A 24,653-nucleotide genomic window follows, 5' to 3' on the forward strand; every position below is an offset into this window, starting at 1 on the left:
TATGCAGCCGCTCGTTTCCATCATCACCGTCAACTACAACCAGCCCGGCATCACCTGCGAGCTACTGGCCTCGCTGCGGCTGCTGACCTATTCCAACTACGAAGTGATTGTGGTCGATAACGGCTCGCCTACGGAGGACCCCGCGCCCATTGCCGCGCGGTTTCCGGAGGTGCAGCTCATCCGCTCGGCGCAAAACCGGGGCTTCGCGGGGGGCAACAACCTGGGCGTGGCAGCGGCTCGGGGCAAGTACGTTTTCTTCCTCAACAACGACACCGAAGTGGCCCCCGGCTTGCTGGAACCGCTGGTGGCACTGTTCGAAACCAACCCGCACGCCGGCATTGCTTCCCCCAAAATCCGCTATTACCATTCCGCCGGTCTCATCCAGTACGCCGGCTGCGCGGGCATAAACCCCTGGACTGGCCGGGGCCACACCATTGGCAGTCAGGAGCCAGATGCGGGCCAGCACAACGGCTCCTTCGCCACCGGCCTGGCCCACGGCGCGGCCATGATGCTGCCCATGCGCGTCATCCGCGAGGTGGGGCTGATGCCGGAGCTGTACTTCCTCTACTACGAGGAGCACGACTGGTGCCAGATGGTGCGGCGCGCCGGCTACGAATGCCATTACGTGGGCGCGGCCACGGTTTTGCACAAGGAATCGGTGTCGGTGGGCAAGACTTCGGTGCTCAAAACCCACTACATGTACCGCAACCGGCTGCTGTTTATGCGCCGCAACGTGCGGGGCTGGCAGCTCTGGAGCGGGGTGCTGTTTTTCCTGCTGGTGGCTGTGCCTAGGCATTCGCTCACCTTCCTGCTCAGTGCCCGGCACGACCACCTGCGGGCCCTGTGGCGCGGCCTGCGCTGGCACTTGCAGCCGCACAATGTTCATCACAACCACTTTCTTTCCGTCCGAACGCCATGACTGTGGTATCTGATTTTCGGCCGCTGCTGGTGCAGCGGCTGGCCCTGCTCCAGCAGCAGCAACCCGGCTTGAGCAAGCTGGGCCTGGCTTTCGGCGTGGTGCGCGACCTCGGCGCGGGCCTGCTGAAGATGGCGGCGGCCCGCTTCTACCTGAATAATACCCAGCTCGGCAAGCGGGTCTCGGTGAAGGGCCGGCCGCTGTTTCGCAACGCGGGCCGCGTCATTCTGGGCGACCAGGTACGCATATGGTCTGATATTCAGCGGGCTAAAATCTTCGTGAGCCGGGGCGCTACCCTGCGCGTGGGCGATAATTCACGCATCAACGGCGCGCATATTTCCGTCAGCATCGGGGTGGATATCGGCCGCAACGTCCGCATCGGGCCCAATGTCGTCATCATGGACGACGATTTTCACGATGCCGCCAGCCACTTTTCGGCCGGTAAAACCGGGGCCATCCGCATTCACGACAACGTCTGGATTGCCATGGGCGCCATGGTCCTCAAGGGCGTGACGATAGGAGAGGGGGCGGCCGTGGCCGCCGGCGCAGTGGTCACCAAAGACGTGGCACCCTACACGCTGGTAGGCGGCGTGCCGGCCAAACCCATCAAAAACCTGCGGCATGAATAGCCTGCTTTTCTGGGTCGGCCTGCCGCTGTACGTGGCCGCCGCCTACTTGCTGCTGAACGTGGTATACCTACTGGCTTTCGCGCTGGCGGGGCACCTGCCCGCCCGCCCGCGCCCTGCCCGCGCCGCAAGCGGCCCGCCGCGCCGCATGTGCGTGCTAATGCCCGCCTACCACGCCGATGCCGTGATTCGGGAAACCGCCCCCGCCGCCCTGGCCCACGCTTATGCCGTTCCCGTCGATGTCTGCGTTATCGCCGACGGCCTGCAAGCCAATACGGTAGCAGCGCTGAAGGCTGAGGGCGTGAACGTGGTCGAAGTCAACTTCGCCCAAAGCACCAAGGGCAAGGCCTTGCTCGTCGCCCTCACCGCCCTGCCCGCCGACCAGTACGACGTGGCCGTAATTCTGGACGTGGACAATGTGATGGGGGCTGATTTCCTGACGCAGGTGAACAACGCTTTCGCGGCCGGCTACCGGGTGGTGCAGGGCCACCGCACCGCCAAAAACCTGGACTCGCCGTTTGCCGTGCTCGATGCCTGCAACGAGGAAATCAACAACCACATTTTCCGGTTGGGCCACGCCCGGCTGGGTATGTCGCCGTCGCTCATCGGCTCGGGCATGGCCTTTGAATACGACTACCTCAAACGCCTACTGCAGGACATCGGCGACACGCCCGGCGAGGACAAGGAGCTGGACTTTCGCATCCTGCGCGACCGGGTGAAAATTGCCTACCTGCCGGCCGCGTTGGTCTACGACGAAAAGATTGGCAGCGCCGCTGTGTTCGGCACCCAGCGCACCCGCTGGATGGCCGCCCAGTGGGAATTCCTTGGGAAGTATTCCGGCGAGGGTTTCCGGCAGCTAGGGCGCGGCAACTGGGAGTTTTTCGACAAAATAGTGCAGACTGCCCTGCTGCCCCGGGTGCTGCTGCTGGGCCTGCTCACCCTGCTAGTGCTCATATCGTGGGTGCTGCCTTTTGGCCCCACGCCGGGGTTCTGGGCGGCGCTGCTGGGCGGCACGGGCGCGGCGCTGCTGCTGGCGCTGCCCCGCCGCCTCTACAGCCGGCAGGTGGCGCGAGCCGCCGCGCACCTGCCGGTGGCGCTGGGGGCCATGGCGCTGGCGCTGCTCCAACTCAAAAAAGCCAAAACGTCCTTCCTGCCTACGCCGCACGCTGCCAAAGCCAGCAGCGTCCTCTAGCCCGCCTCATGCCCTGGGACATCATCGCCCTGCCCGCCCTGCTTTGCCTCGGCTATGGCTTCTGGAAAGGCCTGCGTGCTAGTGAGAACGCGTAATCCCAGTCTGACCGTCCCAGGCGGTCTGACCGGTTGCCGCCAGCACGTTCCGCTAAACAACTACGGCAACCGGTCGCATAAACAACGACAACCGGTCTGACCGCCTGGGGCGGTCAGACCGGGGTTACGCCTCCCGCTATCCCACCATTCCCAACCAATCCAATGGCCGCAATTCTTACCCAAGCCAGCCCGGCTGCCAGCATCGCTGAGCCGCAAAAAAGCAGCTTCGCCCGCCGCATCAAAAGCGACCCGCGCCTGAAAAAGCTGGCCGCGTACCTGCTGTTTCAGCCGCGGCGGGCGCGGCCCCGTTGGTGGGTGAAGTGGCTTGCCAACCCCTTCGTGCATACCTATGGGCGCGGCTCGCTGCTGCGCCGCGTGCGCCGCGATTTGATTCCCTTTAACGCCTTCGTGCTGGGGGCCGATTCCATTATTGAAGACTACACCACGGTGGCCAACGGCATGGGTGGCATCGTGATTGGGGCGCGTACCCTGGTGGGTATCGCCAACGTGCTGATTGGCCCGCTGCGCATCGGCAACGACGTGATTATTGCCCAGAACGTGGTGTTTTCGGGCATGAACCACGGCTACGCGGACGTGACCAAACCCATCCGCTATCAGCAATGCACGGCGGCCGAAATCGTGGTGGAAGACGATGTCTGGATTGGGGCCAACGCCGTGATTACGGCCGGTGTGCGCATCGGCAAGCACGCCGTGGTGGCCGGCGGCAGCGTGGTCACCAAAGACGTGCCGCCCTATTCTGTGGTGGGCGGCAATCCGGCGCGCATTCTGCGCCAGTACAGCGCCGCTTCCGGCAATTGGGAAAGGCCTCCGGCCTAGCGCGCCGCTCCCCGGCCGCTGAGCGGCACCGCACAATCAATCACTTCAATGAAAATCCCTACACGATGCTAACCTTGCTTTTCTGGCTGTTTCTGGCCGTGGTGCTGTACACCTATTTGGGCTACGGCCTGATAGTCTGGGCCTGGGCGAAGCTGGCGCGGGGCCGCCGGCCAGCCCTGCAGCCTGCTTTCGAGCCCGAGGTCACGCTGGTAGTGCCGGCGTATAACGAGGCCGATATTCTGGCTGCCAAAGTCCAGAACTGCCTGGCCCTGGATTACCCGGCCGATAAGCTCCAGCTGCTGTTCATCACCGACGGCTCCGACGATAATTCGGGCGAGGTACTGGCGCGCTATCCCACCGTGCGGCACCTGCACCTGCCGGCGCGGGGTGGCAAGTCGATGGCCGAAAACCGCGCCATTCGCTACGTGAGCACGCCCTGCGTGGTCTTCACCGACTGCAACACCCTGCTCAACCCCGAGGCCGTGCGCGAGCTGGTGAAGCATTATGCCGACCCGCAAGTGGGGGCCGTGTCAGGCGAGAAGCGGGTGCAGGCCGACGGCAGCCCGTCGGGCGCGGGGGAGGGCCTGTACTGGAAATACGAGTCGCTGCTCAAGCGCTGCGACTCGGACATTTACAGCCTGATGGGCGCGGCGGGCGAGCTGGTTTCCTTCCGCACCGAGCTGTTCAAACCGCTGGAGGCCGATACCATTCTGGACGATTTCGTGCAGTCGATGCGCATCGTGAATGCCGGCTACCGCGTGGTGTACGAGCCCCGGGCCTACGCCATGGAGCCGCCGTCCTTTTCGCTGGGGGAGGAGATGAAGCGCAAGGTGCGCATCTGCGCGGGCGGCTGGCAGGCCATAAGCCGGCTGCCGGCGCTGCTCAACCCGCTGCGGCAGCCGGTGGTGGTGTTTCTGTACGTGTCGCACCGGGTGCTGCGCTGGAGCCTCACGCCGCTGCTGCTGGCGCTGCTGCTGCCGCTCAATGGCTTGCTGGCCGTGGCCGAGGGCGGCTGGTACACGCTCATGCTGGCGGCGCAGCTGGGGTTTTATGCGGCGGCCGGGCTGGGCTGGCGGCTGGCGGCGCGGGGCCGGGCGGCGGGCCCGCTGCTGGTGCCACTCTACTTCACGATGATGAACGTGGCTGTGTTCCAGGGTTTTTGGCGCTTCGTGCGCAAGGCCCAGCCGGCCGCCTGGGATAAGGCCCAGCGCGCCGCTGTAGCCACCGCGCAATAGGCACCCAAACAGGAGGTCATGCTTCAAGCAGCGGCCCCCGCTTATCACCGACCCAAAGCACGCCGCCTGGGTTTGCATCAACCATAAACAATTGAAATAACGTAAGATAGCCCGAATTTGGCTCGGACGCGGAAGCCGTGCTCCTGGTTGCCATCGTTGTTGCCCTCACCACAATTTTCTAAATGAATTCACACTTTCCCTATCCAACCATGCGTACCCTCACCATCATTCTCGCCATCCTGTTCTTCGCGCCAACTGCTAACGCCATTAACATTTTAGGCTTCGGAAAGCCTTCGGCCTATCAAAAGCATGTTCGTAGCTACATGAAGAACGGCCGCAGCATGCATCGTCCGGCGGCCCACTAAGCCACCGACAAATAAGCTGCCCCAATCAATCGACTTTCCCTGGGCTGACAGGCTTATGGCGCTCCAACGCGGTAAGCCTGTCAGCCCAGGGAAAGTTTCGGTCCGACCCAGATAGCCGCTAAGTACTTTTTGCTCTGATTTCCTGCCGCATGAAAATTCCCTTCCTCAACAAGCTCAGGCCATTGCTGCGCAACAACCAGGCGCTGTCGCTGGCCGGCAATCTGGTGGCGTCGGGGCTCACGGTAGTGTCGGTTTCGCTGTTGTTTCGGGCCTTGTCGGTGCAGGAAATCGGGGCCTGGGTGTTTTTTGTTTCCATCCTGGGCCTGGGCGATGCGTTGCGAGCCGGGGGCATCACCACGGCGTTTATTCGCTCGTATTCGGGCGCGTCGCGGGTCCGAGCGGCCGAGGTAGTGGGCTCGACTTGGGTGCTGGCGCTGCTCATCACCGGCACTTTGATTGCGCTGGCGCTGCTGGCTCGGCTGTGGCCCAGCCCGGTGGCCAATATCAGCCTGGCGCTGTTTATTAAGTGGTTTCCGGTCACGTTTGTGCTCACGCTGCCGTCGTTTCTGGCGGCGTGCGTGCTGCAGGCCCAGCTGCGGTTCGACAAGCTGCTCTACCTGCGGCTGCTCACGCAGGGCACCTTTATCCTGGGCATTATCACGCTCATGCTGTTGCACCAAACCACGCTGGAACGGGTGCTGTACTGCAACCTTGTGGCTGCCGCGCTCACCAGCCTCGTGGCCCTGCTCATGGGCTGGACGCGCATCGGCGACCTGCCGGCCCGCACCGCCGCCTGCGTGCGGGAGCTGAGCCACTTCGGCAAGTATAGCGTGGGCAGCTACATCGGCTCCAGCCTGCTGCGCAGCTCCGATACGTTCATCATCAACTTCCTGCTAGGGCCGGCCCCGCTGGCGGTGTACAACCTGGCCCAGCGCTTCATGGAAATCATCGAAATTCCGCTGCGCAGCTTTATGGCCACGGCCATGCCCTCGCTCTCGGCCGCTTTCAACCAGGGCAATACGCCGGAAATGGCCCGCATTATCCGGCGCAACGCGGGCCTGCTCACCTGGCTGCTGCTGCCCGTGATAGTGGCCACCGTGCTACTGGCCGATGTGCCGATTCGCCTCATCGGGGGCAGCAAATATGCCGGTACCGAGGCCGCCAACCTGCTCCGTATTGCCATCGCCATGGCCGTGCTCTTTCCCATCGACCGTTTCAGCGGCGTGGCCCTCGACGTGCTGAACAAGCCCCGCCTGAACCTGCTGAAGGTGCTGCTGATGCTGGCCGTGAATGTGGCCGGCGACTTCATCGGCATTCATTTTTGCCACAACATCTACGGCGTGGCGCTGGCCAGCCTGCCCACCATCGTGTCCGGGTTTGTGTTCGGCTACTTTCTGCTGAATAAGTCCTTGCCCATTGCCATCCCGGAAATCCTGCGGGATGGGCTGCTGGAAATCCAACGCCTGTTCCGGCACCTGACGGGCCGGGCCATGTTGGCACCCGCCCACGACGCAGCGGCCTGGAATATGAGCCGCCCAACGCCAAAACCCAACCGCTAACCGACTCTCCAAATGCGCATTGCCCACCTTATCCTCACGCACCAGGGCCCCGCGCAGCTGGCGCGCCTGCTCGCTGCCCTGGCGCACCCCAATGCTGATTGCTACATCCACATCGATAAAAAAGCCGATTTGTCGCCCTTCGCCCGCCTGCAAGACCGGGCCGGGGTGTTCTTCACCCGCACGCGCCTCGACGTGCAATGGGGCGGCTACAGCCTGACCAACGTGGTTCTGGCGGGCAGCCGCGAAATCCTGGCCCATTTCGCCCACTACGACTTCATCAACGTGCTGAGCGGCCAGGACTACCCGCTGAAATCGGCCGAGCAGATTCATCGGTTTTTTCAGCAGCAGGTGGGGCAGTCCTTCATTGAGTGCGAGCCGCTGGGCTCGGCCTGGTGGCAGGCCAATGCGCGCCGCGTGGAGCGCTACCACCTCACGGAATTTCCGTTTGCCGGGAGCCACGCCGTGCAGAAAGTTCTGAATGCCCTGCTGCCCAAACGCCGGTTTCCCTTGCCCTACGTGCTGCACGGCGGCAACATGGGCGGCTGGTACACGCTCAGCCGCGCCGCCGCTACCTACCTGCTCGCCTTCTTGGACCGCCAGCCACGGCTACGACGTTTCGCCCGCCTCACCTGGGGCTCCGACGAGTTTCTGATTCACACTATTCTGTATAATTCGCCGCTCCGCCCCAGCATCGTCAACGACAACCTGCGCTACATCGACTGGGCCGGCGGCGGCCCCAGCCCCCGCACCCTCACCCGCGCCGACCTGCCGGCCCTGCTGGCCTCGCCCAAGCTCTGGGCCCGCAAGTTTGCGCCGAATCCGGATGCCGCCGTACTAGACGCGCTGGATGCCGCGCACCGCACTTCCGCAGAAATAAAGCCGATGGGCCAATGCCTGATACCCACCGCGCAGGCTTCAGCTGTGCGCTGAAGGATTGTTCTTTGCCGTTCCGTTTTTTTCCTGCCAATGCCTTTTACCCTGTTTCACGTTGCGGCGGTGCTGCCGCTGCTGCGCCACCACAAAACCCGGCTTTCGGCTACGGGGCTGATTATAAGCAGCATTGCCCCCGATTTTGAGAAGTTTCTGCGGCTGGGTCTGTACAACGGGCACAGCCATACCTTGGCCAGTATTCTGTATTTCAGCTGCCCCGTTTCGCTGGGGCTGGCGTTTCTGTTTCACGGGGTGGTGCGCGACCCGCTCATTGCGCACCTGCCCCGGTTCCTGCGGCAGCGGCTGGCGCGGTTTCAGGACGCGGATTGGGGGCGCTACTTCCGCCGGCACTACGTGGTGGTGCTACTGAGCATTATCATCGGGGCCGCCACGCATCTTATCTGGGACAGCTTCACGCACCGCCGGGGCCAGCTGGTGCCATACTTCCCGTGGCTGAAAGCGCACCTGCACATCGGGCCGTTTTCGCCGGCGGTATTCGTGGTACTCGCGGTATTCACTTCCACCTTTGGGGCCGCGCTGCTGCTGCGGTTTGTGTGGCGGCTGCCCCAGCTGGTAGTAGCCGCCGTGCCGGCCGGCACCATTGGGCGCTACTGGCTGCTGGCCAGCGGCACGGCCCTGACGCTGCTGCTGCTGCGCCTGCTGTTGGCCGATTTTGCCCTCGATAATTTCGAGATTGTGGTCACCGCGCTATCGGCGGCCATGGCGGGGGTGGTGGTGGCGTCCGGGGTTGCGATGCGGCGGCCGCGTGCGGGCCTGCGCAACGTGGCCTGACCCTTCGCTTATTTCTTGCCGGCGGCCAGCTCAATGGCCATCGTATAGGTGCTGGCTTTGCCGAACGACTCATTGATTTCGTCCATGGCGGCGCGGCTGCTCAGGCGCTTGGGCCTGATATTGAGAAAGGTGCCGTCTTCGCCCACCAGCAGGTAGGTGGGCACGTCCTGTAAGGCATAGACCTGCGCCAGGGCCGAGCGCAGGCTACCGCTGAGGTGCAGCTGCACGCCGGGCAGCTTCTTGGCTCGTTGAGCAGGTCGGGCTCGCGCAGGAAGCTGTAGTAGTCGGGGGCCATTTTCAGGCGGCCTTCGGTGTTCACCACCTGTTCGCGCAGGTCCTGAAACGTCAGCTTGTCGTTGGCATAGGCGTACACCACTTCGGCGTGGGCGTAGTTGTAGAAATCCTGCGTGAACGACTGCCTGGCCGCGTGGTCTTCCAGAAACTCGAACTCGTGCTTGCGGCGGTACTCCAGAAACGACAGAAACGGCGCTTCGTAGAGCTGAATGTTATCGGGCAGTACCTGGAAGCCACCGTTCTCCACAAACTGGGCATCGGCTTCTACCAGGTAGTTGTTGGCGTTGGCGGCCTGTTGGCGGTGGCGCTGCTCGTCGGTCAGGTTGGCGCCGTTGCGCAGCTTGGTGGCCAGGCCGGTGGGCACGTCGTTGGCTTTAAATTTCAAGGTGCCCGCCATGTCGCTGCCCCTGAAGCGCACGTCCATATCGGTGCCGGGGTCCAGAAACAGCGGTGCCACGTCGTCGCCGTACACCAAATCGGCCTTGGTGGGGCCGCTCACGGGCACGGCCAGCCGGAACTCGCCCTTGCTGCTCAGGCGCGTGCGGAATAGCTTTTCCGCCGGCTCAAGCAGGTTCTCGCGCAGCGACACGACCACCGAATCGGTGGTGGCGCCGCTCACCCGGCCGGTGAGCACGGCCAGGCCGGCTACGGGTTTGCCTGCCTGCCCATAGCTCAGCAGCGGAGTAGTCAATATATAACTGATATTACGCAGTCGTTGAGTTGGTTGGCCGGTTAACACTGCTTATGATGACTTGCACGCTGGACCTGTACACAGATTATTTGCTAAGTTCGACGGGCCCGACCACGGCCACGGGCTTGTCGCGGCTGCTGGACGGGGCGTTGAGCCACGACCACGTCACGCGCTGGCTGAGCCAGACCACCTACGGCCCGGCCGACATCTGGCGGCAGGCCAAGCCCCTGATTCGCCAGGCCGAGGCCCGGCGACCGGCCGACGAGTTCGCGGTGCTCATCGTGGACGATTCGGTGCTGGAGAAGGCGCACACCGATGCCAACGAGCTGATTTGCAAGCATTGGGACCACAGTCAGCAGCGCTACGTCAAGGGCCTCAACTTTGTCAGCCTACTCTATCAGGCCGGCGAACTGGCCCTGCCCATTGCCGTCGAGCTGGTGCGCAAAACCGTGCCCGTTTACCAGCCCAAGGCCCAGAAAACCAGCTACCAGAGTCCATTCACCAAGAATGAGTACTGCAGCAAATGCTGCGCGTGGCTCAGCAACAGGTGGCCTACCGCTACTTGCTGGCCGACAGCTGGTACGCCTCGGCCGAGAATATGAGCCTGGTGCGGGCGCTGGGCCACCACTTTGTTTTTGCCCTTGAAAGCAGCCGCACCGTGGCTTTGAGCGCGGCCGCGCGGGCCGCCGGCCAGCTCCAGGCCGTGCAGTCGCTGGTGTTTCCCGATACGCAGCCTTTGCGCGTCTATTTGTGGTCCGTCCAAGAGGCGGTGCTCGTAACTAAGCAAGTCTTCACAAACCAAGACGGTAGTCAGGGCATTCTGTATTTGGTCAGCAGCGACACCGACCTGGACCAGGCCCAACTGACCACGATTTACCAGAGACGGTGGAAAAGCGCATCAAGCTTTTTGTGTGGAAGAATACCACAAGTCGCTCAAAAAGAACGCCTCGATGGGCAAGGCGCCCACCAAAACCCCGGCCACGCAGGCCACCCATTTCTTCGCCGCCGTGCTGGCCTACACCAAACTGGAAGTGCTTAAGCTCAAGTGCGGCATCGGGCATTTCCGCCTCAAAGCCCAGCTCTATACCGTCGGCCTGAAAGCCATGTACCACCAACTCGGCCAACTCCGTGCGTAACATCAGTATATAAGTAATCAGTGCTAAAAATGTACGTAAATGTATAAATGCAGCCATGGAAATAGGGTGATAAGAAGAAAGGGGGTGGGGCATAAAGTAGCGGCCCGGCTTCCAATCGGAGGATTATGCGAACCCGCGACAGGTAGCGCTAATGCTGGCCGGCGGCGGCCTTGGATTCGGGGTGCCCGCCGGTGGTCACGACCGGGCCGGCGGCCAGCAGCAGCGGCCGCAGGCGGGTGGCCGCCGTGTCGAGCTGCTGCCGAATCTGGGCCAGGGCCATGCGCAGGGCCAGGGCATCGGACAGGCCGGGGGCGTGCCGCTGCGAGTAGCCGTAGTACATCGCCACCTGCACCCTGGCCTGCCCGTGGCCCTCGTATTCGCCCAGCACTTTGCCTTGCAGGTCCCGGATTTGTACCCGGGCCGTGAGGGTGGTTTGGTAGGTTTCCAGCGGCAGACCCACGAGGCTGGGCGTGAGCATCGTAAGCAGCTGAACTACTTGCAGCATGCGGCCGGTACGCTTCACCTCAACTTCGGGCACCTGCAGCAGGGCCGAGCCCAGGCTGGTCATGCTGGTTGGCTCCGCCACATTGCGGTAAATTTCGTTTTGGAACAAGCGCAGCCGGTCATCGTGCGATGCGCTGTCGATGTTGTTCAGCGCATCCGTTGCTACGGTGGGCTCCAGGGGCGGTAGCAGATGGTTATTGACGGCCGAAGGCAGGTGCTGCAGCACGTGGCCGGGTGCCACGCAGGCCGCAGTGGCAAAGGCTAGCAAGCTGCAACGAAGAAAAGCAGTGATTTTCATGGAAGGAGGTGACAAATCCGAAAGCATCGTGATGAGCCAGTGCTGGGTTTATCCAGTGTTAGCAGCTAAAATTCAGCGTATTAGTAGCGCAGCAGCTTCAGGAGCTTGGTGTAGAGCTCGGCTTCTTCGAAGGGCTTGGCCAGGCAGTCGTTCATGCCGGCGGCGCGGTAGCGCTCGTGGTCGGCGTGGAAGGCGTTGGCCGTGAGGGCCAGGATGGGCACGGCGGCCCGCGCCGGCTCGGGATGGGCCCGAATGATGGCCGTGGCGTCCAGGCCGCTCATGCCGGGCATCTGAATGTCCATCAGCACTAGGTCGAAGGGCTCCTGGGCAAACCGGGCCACCCCGCTGGCGCCATCTTCGGCTTCGGTCACCACCACGCCCCACTCCTGCATGGTGCACCGGGCCACGAAGCGGTTGATGTCGTTGTCTTCCACCAGCAGCACCCGCAAGCCGGCCAGCACGCCGGTATCGAAGGCTTCCGCCAGGCTTTCTGCGGCCGGCACCACGGCCTTGGCCAGCGTGAGGCTGAAGGCAAAGGAGCTGCCCACGTGGGGGGCGCTGGTTACCGTCAGCTCACCGCCCATCTGCTCTACCAGGCCTCGGCTGATGCTCAGGCCCAGGCCCGTGCCCCCAAAGTGCCGCGCTGTATCGGCGTAGGCCTGGGTGAAGCTTTCGAAGATGCGTGCCTGCACTTCGGGGAGCATGCCCAGGCCCGTGTCGGTCACGCGAAACCGCACGGTGAGCGTGTCGGCGGTTTCGCCCAGTAGCTCGCTCTGCACTTTCACCCGCCCGCCCGCCGGCGTGAATTTGATGGCGTTGCTCACCAGGTTCAGCATAATCTGGTTCAGGCGGTGGGCATCGGCCTGCACCATGGGGTAGGGGCAGGTGGCGCTCAGCGGCGTGCCCTCGAAGCGCAGGCCCTTTTCCAGGGCCTGCAAGGCCAGCGGCTGTAAAGCATGCGTCACCGAATCACACAGATTAAATGATTCCAGATTCAGCTCCAGCTTGCCGGAGGCGATTTTGGCCATGTCGAGCACATCGTTGAGCACCGCCAGCAGGTGCTGCCCCGAGCGGCGGATGATGCGCAGGTACTCCTGCTGCTCGGGGCTGAGGGATGTTTTAGCTAGCAAATTGGCCACGCCCAGCACTCCGTTCATGGGCGTGCGGATTTCGTGACTCATGTTGGCCAGGAAGTTTTCGCGGGCCCGCACGGCGGCTTCAGCAGCTTCCTTGGCCCGCTTTAGCTCCTTGCTGGCCAATACCCGCCCGGTAATATCGTGGCTGTGCGATACAATGTAGGGTTCCTGGCCAGGCTCGCGCACCACATAGTTGTGGTAGTGCAGGTAGCGCAGCTGGTCGCTGCCGCGCGGATGCACCGGTAACACCCCCGCTGCCTCACCAGTGCGGGCAATCTGCTCCAGGTAAAATGAAAAGCCCTCGCGGTCTTCCTCCGTCATGTGCACGGTTACCGACGTGCCGACCATCTTGGCCGCATCTTCGTGCAGCAGGCGGGCCAGGGCCGGACTCGCGTTGATGACGATGCCCTGCATGTCACAGGTGCCAATGAGGGCTTGGCTGTACATCACCATGACGCGGTACTGCTTTTCGCTGCGCTCCAGGGTTTGCCGGCTCTGCTTCAGGGCCGTGATGTCGGTGCTCACGCCCAGTACGTGCACCGTGCCATCGGGCCGGTGCAGGGGGCGCTTCACGGTATAGAACCAGTGCGTGGTGCCGTCGAGCAAGGTGTGGGGCTCTTCGACGGTTATTTCCTGGTCTGTGGCCAGCACCTGCGCATCGACGGCCGCGTACCCGGCCAGCTCCCGGGCCTGCACGCTATCCGGGGCCACGGCGTCGGGCCGTACCATGCCGGAGTTGGCCATCAGGCCTCGCATAGCCGGGTTCTGGAAAACCAGCTCCTGCTTCGTATCGCGCACAAAAACCAGGGCGGGAATGGTATCGAGCACCTGCTGGGTAAACTGCTGATGCTCGGCAAACTGCCGGCGCATGGCTTCGCGCTCCGAGATGTCGGAGAAATACAGATTGACGTAGCCTTCCTGCGGGAATGGCATCACGGCCACGCTGTATAGCAGCTCACCCATCGATACTTCGAGCTGCTGGGCCGTGGCCTGCGCCAGGGCGGCGGCGGCGGCGCAGCGCAGCTGCTTTTGCAGCCGCACCTGCTCGGACCGCGTCAGGCGCAGGCCCACGCGCTTGGCCGCCGGGTTGGCATAAAGCTGCTGCCGGTTAGCCCCGATGCGCACAATGGGGCTGGGGTTTTCGTAAGGAATATTGGAAATCGATTTTAGTGCCGCCAGGTACTGCTGCTGCTCACTCACGTCGCGTAGCAGTACCAGCCAGGTGCCCGCCGGGCCGGCATCAGCCGCTGCCGGCATTATCTCGCAGGCCAGCACGGGGCCGCAGTGAAGCCGGAGCAATTCCGGCCGGCCCTGCTGCAGCTTGTGCGGCTCGTGCTCGGCCCAGCGCACCAGCTCGGCGGGCGCGGCCACCAGCGGCTGCACCAGGGCTGCCAGGCATTGCAAGGGCTGGCCGTGCCAGGAATCCGGCTCATCGGACAAGCCCAGTAAGCTGAAAAAGCGCTGGTTGGCCAGCACAATGGTGCCCGTGGCATCCAGCAGCAGCAGGCCTTCGAGCAGCCCCTTGGAGACGTGTTCCACCATCTGCTCTGCTTTCCGGGCCTGCGCCAGGGCCGCGGTGAGCTGCTGGATGCGCTGCTCGGCAGCTGCCAGTGCCATTTGGAAAGGTAAGGCCGCGACCGGGGGGCAGAAAGCTGTTTTCATGGAACAAAAAATCGGGTTAGTGAACGCACCATTAGCCCGGAGTTACCGCCGGTAAGCAGGTGGCCGATGATGGTGCACAGGGCGGCCCTGCCCAGGATGAGGCAGGGGAAAAGCGGAGGAAAAATTCGTGGATAATGCAGCGGGGCCACTGGCCCGGCGGCCGATAAACGCCTGGAGCAGCGTTTGCAAGCGGGTATTGACGATGGAGAACGCGGGCAGCCGCGGGCAGTGGATGCTGGGTCTTAATCGCGCCGAGCACCCGTTCCACTTCGGGCGCTTCGGCCAGGTCAAAGTCCATGCTCCATTCGGCAAACTTGCGCTTGGGTAGGAGGCTTTCGCTCACCGTTTCTACCTGCGTGTGCCGGGAGTCGCACTGAATGCGGGCGTACAGCTCCCGAATCTCGGCTGCGGGCCCTTCTATCATCTGCACAAAAATGCCCTCGCTGTAGAGCAGCAGCCCCGTAATCTGCTTGCGGGAGTTGTGGAGGCGGGCCAGCGCGAGCATCTCCCGCAGCTGCGCCTCGCTGGGGCGATACGTGGACCGGCTGCGGTACAGGCGCTGGTATACATTGGTTTCCAGCCGCGCCACAAGCTGGGCGAAGGTGATGTCGCCCCGTTGGTAGCGTGCCAGCTGCTGCCGCGCGTAGCGGTGTGATGCCGGCGCGGAATGTTGGCCGTGAGGGCTACTATCCAGGCCACCGCGCGGCGGCGCTGGTCGGCGCTATCATCAAAGTCGGAGGACGAATCAGGTATGCGGAGCAGGGGCAAAGGGGGTGTTTTCGAATGGCAGGAGCGGGGGTTAAGTGATATATACTGGTGGAAACAGTAACGGTTGGGTAATTGAATGCGCCTGGGGTCGGCTCAGGCCACGGCCAATGCCAGCTCGGGGCGGCGGCGGTGCAGCCACTGCTGCTCGCCGGGCGAGAGCCGGGCGTGGTAGTGCAGGCTACCGAAAAAGATAAGGAATTGATAGAACAGGATGCCGTAGTTCGTCATGCCAAAAATGCCGAACTCGGTGAAGGAATTGATGAGAATGGGGATGAGCAGGCCCGCCCCCAGCAGCCGCACCTGCGGGTCGGCCTGCTGTACGAAGGCCCGGATGGTGCAGCCCAGCTGGAGCATGGCAATGGTGAAGCCCACTAGCCCCAGGTTCAGCAGCACCTGAATGAAGGTGTTGTGGGCCATCTGGGCGGCGTAGGTGTGCACGCTCTGGAAGTACTCGCCGTAGCTGATGCGCATGAAGCCGTAGCCCAGCAGCGGCTCACGGGGCAGCGCCTCCGTGAGCAGCGCGTGCCAGAAGGGCAGCCGGCCGGTCATGCTCAGCACTTCCTCCAGCCCGCCCTGCTTGATGAAGAGCAGCGGCACCAGGGCCACCACGCCCAGCAGCACGGCCGCATTGGCGGCCCATTTAATACGCGGGTTGCCCGCCTGCCGGATGTGAAAGAACAGCACCAGCACAAACCCCACCAGCGACGACCGCGACCCGGTGAGCACCAGCGCCAGCAGCAGCAACCCAATTTTGACCACCGTGAATCCCGTGCGGTGATGGCGCTGCAAGTCAAACATGAGGCAGGCAATGCCCACCACGCAAAGCATGCCCAGCTCGTTGGGGTTCATGAGGTAGCCGCCCAGGCGGGCCTCCTCACCGCCGTGGGTGAGGCGGTAAAACACGTCGGGGGCCACCAGCGCGCCCACCAGAAATACCAGCAGAATCACGAACACGGCATTGCCCAGCACATGGTAAAAGCGCACCTGGCTATCCGGGAAAAACTCCTTGAGCAGCAAAAAGCACTTCACGAAGTAGTAGGCAAACACGAGGCTTTCCATGTCCATCATCCACTGCAGAAACGAGTAGCCGGGGTTGCGCGACCAGAGCAGCGAGGCCAGGCCCAGCGCCAGGTAGGCCCCGTAGAGCAGCGGCACCGGGCTGTTGCGCCAGCGAAACGAGTCCACCGCGCCCCGGCGAATTATCAGCGAATACGCGCCGATGACGGCGGCCGTCATGCCCAGGCGGGTCACCAGTTTGAGGATACGGGTGACGCCAATGTCGTCGTTCCAGGCAAAAAAGCCGGCGAGCTTGATGAGCACAATCAGGGTGAGCAGCCCGCCCATGGTGCGCAGAAATACCCGGTGCGGCGCGGCGGCGGAAGGTAGCAGTTTGGCCATAAATAAGTTAGGCCGCAAGGGCTTCCTGATACATTTGTTCGTAGGCCGGCAGCAGGTTGGGCCAGCTGAAGGCGGTGCGCACCATGCGGCGGCAGCGCAGGGCCAGCGCCTCGGTTTCGGCCGGGGCAGCGGTCCATTGGGCGTAAAGGCGGTGCAGGGCATCGGTGAGCAGGGCCGGGCTGGCGGTGGCCAGCACCTCGCCGCAGCCAAACTCGCGCACGTAGCTGCCCAGGTTGGTGGCCTCGGTCACCACGCACGGAATGCCCAGGGCCACGGCTTCGAGCACGGCGGTGGGCAGGCCCTCGTAGTGGGAGGTGTGGGCAAATACATCGAGTTGGCCCAGCAGAGCAATTTTCTCATCGCCGTAGCGGCTGCCCAGCAGCTGCACCGAGCCCTCGGGCGCTTCGGCGGCCCAGTCGGCCACCAGCTGGCGGTCGGGGCCGTCGCCAATTACCCACAGCTCGGCCTCCGGCACCAGCCGGGCAAATTCGGCAAAGCCGGCCAGCAGGCAGTCCAGTCCTTTGTGGTTGTCATCGAGCCGGCCGCAGAAGCCCACCCGGAAGCGGCCCCGCGCGGCCGGCACCAGGGGCAGCACTGCCTGGGGCGGTTCAAAGCCGTACGGCATCAGGTTGGTGCGCACGGTGTGGCTCATGTGCTCCACGCCCGTTACCTCGCTCAGGCCCAGGCAGTGTACCCGTGCCGAGTGCCGCAGCAGGTAGCCCTCAAACAAAAACGCGTAGGCCAGCTTGGTGAGCCAGCTTTTGCGCCGGGCCGCCGGGCTGTAGCTGCCGTGCGGCGTGAGCACATACGGGATGTCGAGCGCCGTGAGCCGCCGCGCCAGCGTATAAAACGCCGGAATAAATGCCCCGTGCAAATGCACCACCGCCGAGCGGCAGCTCAGCTCGTCCAGGGCCGCCAGCAGCGCTTTGGCCACCCCAAATGGGTTGCGCTGCGCCGGAAACAGCCGGGTCGCAAACTCGCGGGCCGGGTAGTTTTCGCTGAGGTCGGCGGTGATGCCCCACACGGCCACATCGGCCCCGGCGCGCTGCTGCTGGGTGGCCAGCGCGTGCACCACCTTGTTCACCCCGTTCATGCGTTCGGGGTTGGCTTTGCCGAGGATTAAGTGAATGATTTTCATGGCAGTTAGTAAGTGGCGAGCAGTAGGCTTGGGTGCGTGCAGTTCGGCGTGGCAATTCGTTTGGCAGAGGCTAAGGCCAACGCAGTGCCAGAACTTGATAATAAACTTAAAATACTGATTTTCAGTATGTATTGATATGAATTAGATTGAAATGGCTCCACTTTTCAGAGTGTCGTCTGAAAAGTGGAGCCATTTCAATCAGTCCCCACAATTGTTGTTTTGTCAGGAATTACACGAAGCATATTCACTGAGCCCCAGCGGGGTCGTACCCAGAGGGCAGCATATTGGTGGTAAATAACTGTTAGTAAGGGGTATAGAAATGAAAAGTGTCGTATTTCTATACCCCTTACTACTTATCACCTGACCACCGGCGCGGCGCGGCGCAGGGCCAGCGCCCAGTAGCCGCCCAGCACCAGCTGGGCCAGCAGCCAGCCCAGTACCACGCCGCTGGCTTGGTAGTGCCCCGTAAGCCAGCGTACCGACAGCAGCGAAACCACGATACTGAGCATGTAGCCCACGAAATAATGGCGCGAATCGGCCTGCAGGCGGATGGTGAGCCGGAGCGGGTACACCAGCAGAATTACCACGTAGAGCAAACAGCACAAGCGCAGCAAATCAGCGTACTGGCTGCCGCCCGCCGGGCCAAAGCGCGCCACCAGCGGCCCGGCCGCCAGGGCCAGCAGCGCCAGTACCGGCACGGCCGCCAGCAGCATTTTGCGGGCCAGCGCCGCCCGCTGCTTGCCAAACAGCTGGGGCGCGTGGTAGAAGCTCTGGCTGAGGCGCGGCAACGCATAATTCTCCACCGCCTGCAGCCCCAGGTTGAAGATGCCCATGGCCGTTTGGGCCAGCCGCAGCACGCCCAGCATGGCCGGCGAGCCCGCCCAGCCCGCAAACACCAGCAGCACGTTGGCCGAGCCCCACTGGAGCAGCGACGTGGGCAGCAGCCAGCGCGCCTGCCGCCAGTGCCGTCGCCCAAAGCGACGCAGGCCGCGCAGGTTGGGCCACGCGCCCAGCGCCCGCCCGCCCAGCAGCAGCGCCGGCATGGTAGTAAGGCCCACGGCCCACATCACCTGGGCCAGCGTGGCCGGTTGGGGGCGGAGCGCCAGGACCAGCAGCACCAGCAGTTGCCCGCCGGCCGAGAGCACGTCGCTGGCCAGGGCCGCCTGCACTTTGCCATCGGCCAGCAGCAGCTTGCGAAGCGTATCCTGCCCCCCGGCGGTGGCCAGCAGTACCACAAAAGCCGGCAGCACCGCGGCGGCCTGGGGCAGCATGCGGGCGCCCGCCACCACACCCACCACCGCCAGCAGGCTAAAAATCAGCTGCAATGCCAGCAGCAGTTGCTGGTAGGCAGCCCGGCGGGTGGCGGGCAGCGAGCCCACCACCACCTGCATGGGCTGCGTGATAACGGCCCCCTGCACCGCCAGCAGCAGCAGCAGCACCAGCTGCCAGGCGCTGTACTCGCCAAAGGTGGCCAGGCCGAATAGCTTGGCAATGAAGATGTTGGTCAGAAAGCTGGTGGCGCTCACCGTGGCCTGGCCCGCCACCACCCAGTAGCGCGGCGACAGCCGAAGCCGCTCCAGGCGCAGGGCCCGGAGCGGCTTCGGTAGCATCGTGTTCAGGGTTGGGTTCATGCCTGCAGGTCGAGGCCGGCGGGCAGGGACAGGCCCGTGGATTCGGCGGCGGCTTGCGGGGCGCGGCGGGTCCAGCGGCGCAGGCGGCGGGCCGCGATGCGCAGGAAGCCGGGGTCGTAGCCGTCGCGGTTCAGGCAGAGCTGCACGTTGGGCAGTTGGTATTCGGCCACCAGCAGGTCCAGCTCGGCGAGGCGGGCGGTGGGCGTGGTGCGGCTGTCGATGACGAACAAGTTGGCCTGCGCACCGGTCATCACGGCCAGGGCGTGGCTGTCCTGGGCCAGGGTCAGGTTTTGAATGAGCAGCAGCTCATCGGGCTGGGCGTCGGGGTCCGGCGACGTTGCATCGCGCAGCACCAGGGCGCGCACTTTCAGGCCCTGCAGGACCAAAGCCTGCTGCAGGTGCTCAAAGAAAAATGACTGCCCTTCCTTGTCCGAGAAAGCACTCACTACCAGCTTGCTGCCGGGCACGAAGAAGCCCTTGAGCGCCAGCCGCGTGGCTAGCTGCTTGAAGAAGGCCAGCTGGCCTTCCAGGTCTTCGCCCAAATGCGGAATAGTGGCCGCCAGCGGCGTAGAAGCTTCTTTTTGCACCGAGTAAGCATCGCCCGGCGTCGCGCTCACTCCCGCAATCAGGTAGGCCAGCAACGAGCCCACCAGCAGGCCCAAAAAGCCGGACACCAGCAGCACGAAGCCCCGGTGCGGGGAGGTGGGCTCGGTGGGCACCAGGCCATCGGCAATCACGCGGTGGTAGGAAATGGGCGTGGCCTTGGCAATCTCCGCCTCGGTTTCCTTTTCCCGCAGGAAGGTATACAGCTTCTCATTCAGCTGAAAATCACGCTCCAGAATGGCCAAATCCTTCTCACGGGTGGGCAGGCCCGCAAATACGCCCTGCGACTGCCGAATGGTGCGGTCGATGTCGCGGGCGCGAATGGTGAGGCTGGTGCGCGTGTTCCGGATGCTTTCCAGCAGGTAGCTGTTGAGGTCGGCCAGCTTCAGGTCCACGGTCTGCACCTGGGCATCTTCGGGCGTGAAGCGGAGCAGCAGGTCGTGTTTTTCCGCCTGCAGGTCTTTGATTTTCTTGATGATATCCGTCGAGAGCATGTCGTTGAACGCCTCGAAGTTGGGGGCCAGCGCTAGGGCGTGGTCCTTGCCGTTGGTCATGTAGCGGTAGAGGTCGTTGGCGGCGGCCAGGCTCATCTGGATGTTGGCGCGTTGGATTTTCAGCTCCGCAATCTTGTGCAGGTCGGTTTCGGTTTCCTGCTTGATGTTGACGATGCTCTTCTTGTCGCGGTATTGCTCCACGGTGTCTTCCGAGTGCGAGAGCGTGCGGCGCACGGTCTTCAGCTGCTCGGCAATCGACTGCGAGGTGGCATTCACTACCTTGTACTTCGTGGCCAGGTAATCATCCAGATACACGGCCGTGAGGGCATTCACCAAATCGGCGGCCTTCTGGGGCACCGGGCTCTGGTAGCTGATGCGCAGCACGGGCACGTTGTGGTCGGTGCTGCTCACGTCGAGCTGGCTGCCGAGGGCCTCAATCAGCTGGCCACGGTCGTGCTGCACCAGGCGGTAGTGGTCGGCGAGGGGCACGTCGGGGCGGTTTTTCAGCTGCTCCTCGTTGCGGGTAATGGTCACTTCCGCGCCGGTTAGCTGCATGGGCTGGCCCAGGCGGCCGTTCACCACTTCGCCCGAAGGCGCGGTCAGCGTCAGGGCCCCGGCGGCGTCGATGCGCAGGTCGATGGCCTTCTCGGTCCATTTTGGATTGCGCAGCGTCAGTGCCACCCGAAAAGGGCTGGCGCGGTACATTTCGGTGGTGCGCAGCTTGCCCACGCGGTAGGTGCTCAGGTCGAAGGGCAGACGGTCCAGGGCGCGGCCCAGCAGCAGGGGCGAGCGCACCAGCTCGGCTTCGGCGCTGCTGCGGTCGGTGCCCGAGAAGGCGTCCAGGTTCTTAATCAGGGTCGTGTTCATGGCCCCTTCGTTCACATCGGCCAGCTTGATTTTGGCCGTGCTTTCGTACATCGGCGTGGCGTAGCGCAGGTATTGCCAGGCGGCAGCCAGGCTCAGGCTCAGGCACAGCAGCACCACGGGTAGGCCCCGCCACAAGGGGCGCAGCAGGCGGGAAGTTTGTTTCAATTCGCTCATTGTAATGAGATTATAAAAAGAAGCGGGTGAGAATGAGAATGGTGCTCACGATGGAAGCAATGCCCAGCACCGACGGCGCTTTGCGGTCAAACTGCTTGCCGTTTTTGGCCGGTACGTACACCACATCACCGGGCAAAATCACCAGGTTGTTGCGCTCGAAGTTGCTGAGCTGGGTCAGGTCGACTTCTGTGGTTTTGGTGCCGGTGGCATCCTGGCGCAGCACTTTCACATGGCGCTTGTCGGCGTAGGCGCCAAAGTCGCCGGCCTTGCCCAGCACCTCCACCAGGGTGTTGCGCTCCTTCTCAAAGCGCTGCTTGCCGGGAATGCCCACTTCACCGAGTACGGTGGCTTCCATGTTCAGCACTTTCAGGGTCAGCTGCGGGTTCACAATCCACTTGCTCAGCACTTTCTCCAGCATTTCCTCCGCCTCGGGCACCGTAAGGCCCTCCACGTGGTAGGAGCCCACCTTGGGCACGTTCAGGCCGCCGGTAGCGTCCACTAGCAGCCATTTGCCCTCTATTTCGTTCACGCTGTAGTGCCCGTAGATGGAGCCCACGCTCAGCTCCTCGTGGTCCCACACGCTGAGGCTGACTTTATCGTCCCTGCGCAGGTGGTACTGGTAGGCCGGGCCCACGTCGAGGGTGCTGGGTGCCGGCAGCGCCTTTTTAGTAGTGAACAGGTTTTGGGTGCAGCTGCTCAGCAAGCCAAGTACGAGCAAGAGACTCAGACCCAGTGGGCCGCGAAGGTGTACTAGTTGAATCATGAGGGGCATTGGAAAGGGAAGGCGCACCCACCACGGGTGCCGGCTTGGAAAAGGAAGAGAAAAAGGCCTTGAGCCGCGAGGGCTGGGGCGCCTGGCGCTGGGCCAGCAGCTGGCTCACCGCGCCAATTTTGTCGAGTACCGTGATGAGCCGGGTGGTGAGATGGTCGTCCTTCACCACGTAGTCGAACGCCCCGAGCTTGAGCGAGTCCACGGCTACCTGCACGTGGCGCTGCCCACTCACGAGCACCACATAGGTGTCAGGGTTGAAGCGCTTAATGGCCCGCAGGGCGTCGGTGCCTGACACGCTGCCCATGCTCTGGTCCAGAAAAATGATGTCTGGTTCCTCGATGAGCGCATCCAGGCAGGCCCCGCCGCTTTCAAACAGGTGCACGTCACTAAAGCCGTGGCTGCGCACCGCGTGCTCTATCAAACAGCGGCAATAAGGGTCGTCGTCGACCAGGAATATTTTTTCGGTTTTGTTAAGCATGGTAGTTCGTTTGGCCGGGGCAAGGCCAAGGAAGTGCCAAAAGATAAAACAGTTATTATGTAATTGATAATCAGTATATTGTAAAAAATTGAAAACCATCAGCACTCTATTTGTTAGACGATAATCTGAAAAATGGAGTCGTTGAATTCCCGGTTTATTGAGCTGTCGCGACGTAACTGTGTTGTCCGGAAAACGGCGTTTTAGAGCGGCTTCCAAGCTGGTGTACAGGGCCGGACAGTAGCGCGAAAACTGCTGTATGCAGTTGTGCCGAAGTAGTCGTACGCTCCGGTCCGACCGCCCTAGGCGGTCCGACCGGTCGAAGCACCCCCGATTTCGTCCGCACGACAACCGGTTGGACCGCCTAGGGCGGTCGAACCGGAGCATACGACTATTTCTGTGTAAGTCCTATTAAACCAGCAACCAGCAACCAGCAACCAGCACCAAGCAACCAGCACCAAGCAACCAGCACCAAGCAACCAGCACCAAGCACCAAGCAACAACAACACAAGCCGCCAAAACCCACGCAGCCCCGCCAGGGCCCCTGAAAGGCGTCCCGGCGGGGCTGCGTGGGTTTTGGCGGCAGGCATCTCAAAGCGGCACCGTACCTCCTTTTTATATCCCTGATTTTAGCGGGGAAGGGGCTTCCTTTTGGCAATGGCTCAAAAGCAGATGGTGCGACGAATTGCCCACCGGGCTTCGTCGCACCATTTCGTGTCATACTACCGCTCTTTTAGCCGGCAATAAGCTACTTCAACTTATCCAACGCCGCCTTCAAACGTGGCAACGCCGACGTAATCGAATCCACCGTCTCAGCGCCCACCGAGGCGCGGAACCACGGCTCGGTGGCCGGCGAGCCAAAGGCCGAGAACGGCACTAGCGCCAGCTTGGCCTCGGCGATGAGGTAGGAGGTGAGCTCGGCGGTGGTGGTGAGCACGGTGCCGTCGGGGGCGGTGCGGCCCAGCACGTCGATTTTGGCGGTGAGGTAGATGGCCCCGGCGGGAACCACGGCATCGACGGGGTAGCCCTGAGCTTTCAGCTCCTTCAAGCCTTCGAACAGCGCGGTTAGGGAGCTTTGCAGGCGGTCTTTAATGCTGGTCAGGAACTCATCAACGGCGGCGGTCTGGGGCAGGAATTTACCCATGGCCACCTGTTCGGCTTTAGGAGCCCAGGCCCCAACGTGGCCCAGGATGGACTTCATCTTCTCGATAATGCCGGTTGGCCCGAAGCTATAGCCCACGCGTACGCCAGTGGCGGCAAAGCACTTGGAAGTACCGTCGATGTAGATGACGTAATCGCGCAGCTCGGGGCGCAGGCTTACGGGGTCGAAGTGCTTGGCATCGCCAAAGGTGAGGAGCCAGTAAATCTGGTCGTAGAGGATGTAGAGCGGCTTTTCGTCGGGACCACGGCGCTTGTTTTCAGCAATCACCAGGTCGCATATCTCTTCCAGGCCTTCCTTGGTGAATAAGGTGCCGGTGGGATTCAGCGGCGAGCACAGGGCCAGCAGCGTGGCACCGGCCACGTGCGGGGCCAGGTCGGCGGCCGTGGGCATGAAGTCGTTTTCGGGCAGCGTGGGTACGGCGACCGGCGTGGCTCCTACAAGGTGGCAGTAGTGGTTGTTGTTCCAGCTGGGCAGCGGGAAAATAGCTTTGTCGCCTTCGTCCAGCAAAGCACGGTAGGTGGCGTAGATGAGCGGCCGCGAGCCGCCGGCAATCAGAATGTCATTGGGGCCGTACTCCAGGCCCTGGCGGATTTTCAGGAAGGCCGATACGCTGTCGCGCAGCTCGCCCATGCCGGCGGCGGGCGGGTAGTTGGTCATGCCGGCCTGGTAGGCCGCGATAATGCCAGCGGTGAGACCGGTCGGAATCGGAAAAATTTTGGAGTCAAAATCACCAATGGTCAGGTTGCAGATGTTCGCGCCCTGGCGCACCTGCTCGCTTACCTGGTTGCCAATTCGAATAATTTCGGAGCCGATAAGGCCGGCTGCCATCTTGGATACTTGCATAGGGGAAAACGGAGAAATGAATGCCGCTTCGGCCCACGAAGGTAAAAGACGTTGCGCTTA

The 24,653-nt window shown here is 62.9% G+C and carries 21 protein-coding genes and 1 pseudogene; 10 read left to right on the forward strand and 12 right to left on the reverse strand.

Going from position 1 to position 24,653, the window contains the following annotated elements:
* Window position 1: 1 nt before the first annotated feature.
* The 9 genes from KQ659_RS10030 (at window position 2) to KQ659_RS10070 (ending at window position 8,547) form a co-directional block, all read left to right on the forward strand.
* Window positions 2-919, forward strand: coding sequence for a glycosyltransferase family 2 protein (locus KQ659_RS10030; protein WP_216688912.1), 918 nt, complete (start codon window positions 2-4; stop codon window positions 917-919).
* On the forward strand, window positions 916-1,545 hold the full coding sequence (locus KQ659_RS10035) for an acyltransferase (RefSeq protein WP_216688911.1): 630 nt from the start codon (window positions 916-918) through the stop codon (window positions 1,543-1,545). The genes KQ659_RS10030 and KQ659_RS10035 overlap by 4 nt, the downstream gene beginning before the upstream one ends.
* On the forward strand, window positions 1,538-2,734 hold the full coding sequence (locus KQ659_RS10040; RefSeq protein WP_216688910.1) for a glycosyltransferase: 1,197 nt from the start codon (window positions 1,538-1,540) through the stop codon (window positions 2,732-2,734). The genes KQ659_RS10035 and KQ659_RS10040 overlap by 8 nt, the downstream gene beginning before the upstream one ends.
* A gap of 257 nt (window positions 2,735-2,991) precedes the next feature.
* Window positions 2,992-3,666 (forward strand): acyltransferase, encoded by a 675-nt coding sequence (locus KQ659_RS10045; protein WP_216688909.1) that lies wholly within the window; start codon window positions 2,992-2,994, stop codon window positions 3,664-3,666.
* A 65-nt stretch (window positions 3,667-3,731) separates the two neighbouring features.
* Window positions 3,732-4,901: a glycosyltransferase family 2 protein gene (locus tag KQ659_RS10050; RefSeq protein WP_216688908.1), complete on the forward strand. Its 1,170-nt coding sequence runs from the start codon at window positions 3,732-3,734 to the stop codon at window positions 4,899-4,901.
* Between the two features lie 209 nt (window positions 4,902-5,110).
* Entirely contained in the window at window positions 5,111-5,266 is a 156-nt protein-coding gene (locus KQ659_RS10055) for a hypothetical protein (protein ID WP_216688907.1), read from the forward strand.
* A gap of 149 nt (window positions 5,267-5,415) precedes the next feature.
* Window positions 5,416-6,825, forward strand: a complete 1,410-nt coding sequence (locus tag KQ659_RS10060) for a lipopolysaccharide biosynthesis protein (RefSeq protein WP_216688906.1) — start codon at window positions 5,416-5,418, stop codon at window positions 6,823-6,825.
* Between the two features lie 12 nt (window positions 6,826-6,837).
* Complete coding sequence (locus tag KQ659_RS10065) at window positions 6,838-7,755, forward strand: beta-1,6-N-acetylglucosaminyltransferase (RefSeq protein WP_216688905.1); 918 nt, start codon at window positions 6,838-6,840, stop codon at window positions 7,753-7,755.
* Between the two features lie 36 nt (window positions 7,756-7,791).
* Window positions 7,792-8,547, forward strand: a complete 756-nt coding sequence (locus tag KQ659_RS10070; protein WP_216688904.1) for a DUF4184 family protein — start codon at window positions 7,792-7,794, stop codon at window positions 8,545-8,547.
* An 8-nt stretch (window positions 8,548-8,555) separates the two neighbouring features.
* Here KQ659_RS10070 and KQ659_RS10075 read toward each other — a convergent pair whose 3' ends face one another.
* On the reverse strand, window positions 8,556-8,711 hold the full coding sequence (locus KQ659_RS10075) for a hypothetical protein (RefSeq protein WP_216688903.1): 156 nt from the start codon (window positions 8,709-8,711) through the stop codon (window positions 8,556-8,558).
* Window positions 8,648-9,532 (reverse strand): hypothetical protein, encoded by an 885-nt coding sequence (locus KQ659_RS10080; protein WP_216688902.1) that lies wholly within the window; start codon window positions 9,530-9,532, stop codon window positions 8,648-8,650. Before KQ659_RS10080 ends, KQ659_RS10075 begins: the two co-directional genes overlap by 64 nt.
* Before the next feature lie 53 nt (window positions 9,533-9,585).
* On the opposite strand from KQ659_RS10080, the pseudogene KQ659_RS22215 reads away from it, so the two are divergent.
* Window positions 9,586-10,668: pseudogene (locus tag KQ659_RS22215) on the forward strand (IS701 family transposase).
* Between the two features lie 148 nt (window positions 10,669-10,816).
* Here the strand turns inward: KQ659_RS22215 and KQ659_RS10095 are convergent.
* The 10 genes from KQ659_RS10095 to KQ659_RS10140 all read right to left on the reverse strand — a co-directional run bounded on the left by KQ659_RS10095 (window position 10,817) and on the right by KQ659_RS10140 (window position 24,593).
* Entirely contained in the window at window positions 10,817-11,470 is a 654-nt protein-coding gene (locus KQ659_RS10095) for a hypothetical protein (RefSeq protein ID WP_216688899.1), read from the reverse strand.
* Window positions 11,471-11,550: 80 nt separating this feature from the next.
* The gene (locus KQ659_RS10100; RefSeq protein WP_216688898.1) at window positions 11,551-14,223 is read right to left on the reverse strand and encodes a hybrid sensor histidine kinase/response regulator; all 2,673 of its coding nucleotides are present in this window, start codon (window positions 14,221-14,223) and stop codon (window positions 11,551-11,553) included.
* Window positions 14,224-14,299: 76 nt separating this feature from the next.
* Window positions 14,300-14,857: a BLUF domain-containing protein gene (locus KQ659_RS10105; RefSeq protein ID WP_216688897.1), complete on the reverse strand. Its 558-nt coding sequence runs from the start codon at window positions 14,855-14,857 to the stop codon at window positions 14,300-14,302.
* 272 nt (window positions 14,858-15,129) lie between these two features.
* Entirely contained in the window at window positions 15,130-16,434 is a 1,305-nt protein-coding gene (locus tag KQ659_RS10110; RefSeq protein WP_216688896.1) for an O-antigen ligase family protein, read from the reverse strand.
* A 7-nt stretch (window positions 16,435-16,441) separates the two neighbouring features.
* Window positions 16,442-17,572, reverse strand: a complete 1,131-nt coding sequence (locus tag KQ659_RS10115) for a glycosyltransferase family 4 protein (RefSeq protein ID WP_216688895.1) — start codon at window positions 17,570-17,572, stop codon at window positions 16,442-16,444.
* Between the two features lie 356 nt (window positions 17,573-17,928).
* Entirely contained in the window at window positions 17,929-19,203 is a 1,275-nt protein-coding gene (locus KQ659_RS10120; RefSeq protein ID WP_216688894.1) for an MATE family efflux transporter, read from the reverse strand.
* The gene (locus KQ659_RS10125; RefSeq protein ID WP_216688893.1) at window positions 19,200-21,332 is read right to left on the reverse strand and encodes a GNVR domain-containing protein; all 2,133 of its coding nucleotides are present in this window, start codon (window positions 21,330-21,332) and stop codon (window positions 19,200-19,202) included. The genes KQ659_RS10120 and KQ659_RS10125 overlap by 4 nt, the downstream gene beginning before the upstream one ends.
* Before the next feature lie 19 nt (window positions 21,333-21,351).
* Window positions 21,352-22,059, reverse strand: coding sequence for a polysaccharide biosynthesis/export family protein (locus tag KQ659_RS10130; protein ID WP_216688892.1), 708 nt, complete (start codon window positions 22,057-22,059; stop codon window positions 21,352-21,354).
* A complete protein-coding gene (locus KQ659_RS10135; RefSeq protein ID WP_216688891.1) occupies window positions 22,007-22,591 on the reverse strand; it encodes a response regulator in 585 nt (194 codons plus the stop codon). Before KQ659_RS10135 ends, KQ659_RS10130 begins: the two co-directional genes overlap by 53 nt.
* 745 nt (window positions 22,592-23,336) lie before the next feature.
* On the reverse strand, window positions 23,337-24,593 hold the full coding sequence (locus tag KQ659_RS10140) for a pyridoxal phosphate-dependent aminotransferase (protein WP_226929924.1): 1,257 nt from the start codon (window positions 24,591-24,593) through the stop codon (window positions 23,337-23,339).
* Window positions 24,594-24,653: the final 60 nt, after the last annotated feature.

Origin of the sequence: Hymenobacter siberiensis (assembly GCF_018967865.2) — a bacterium.
Classification (GTDB): domain Bacteria; phylum Bacteroidota; class Bacteroidia; order Cytophagales; family Hymenobacteraceae; genus Hymenobacter; species Hymenobacter siberiensis.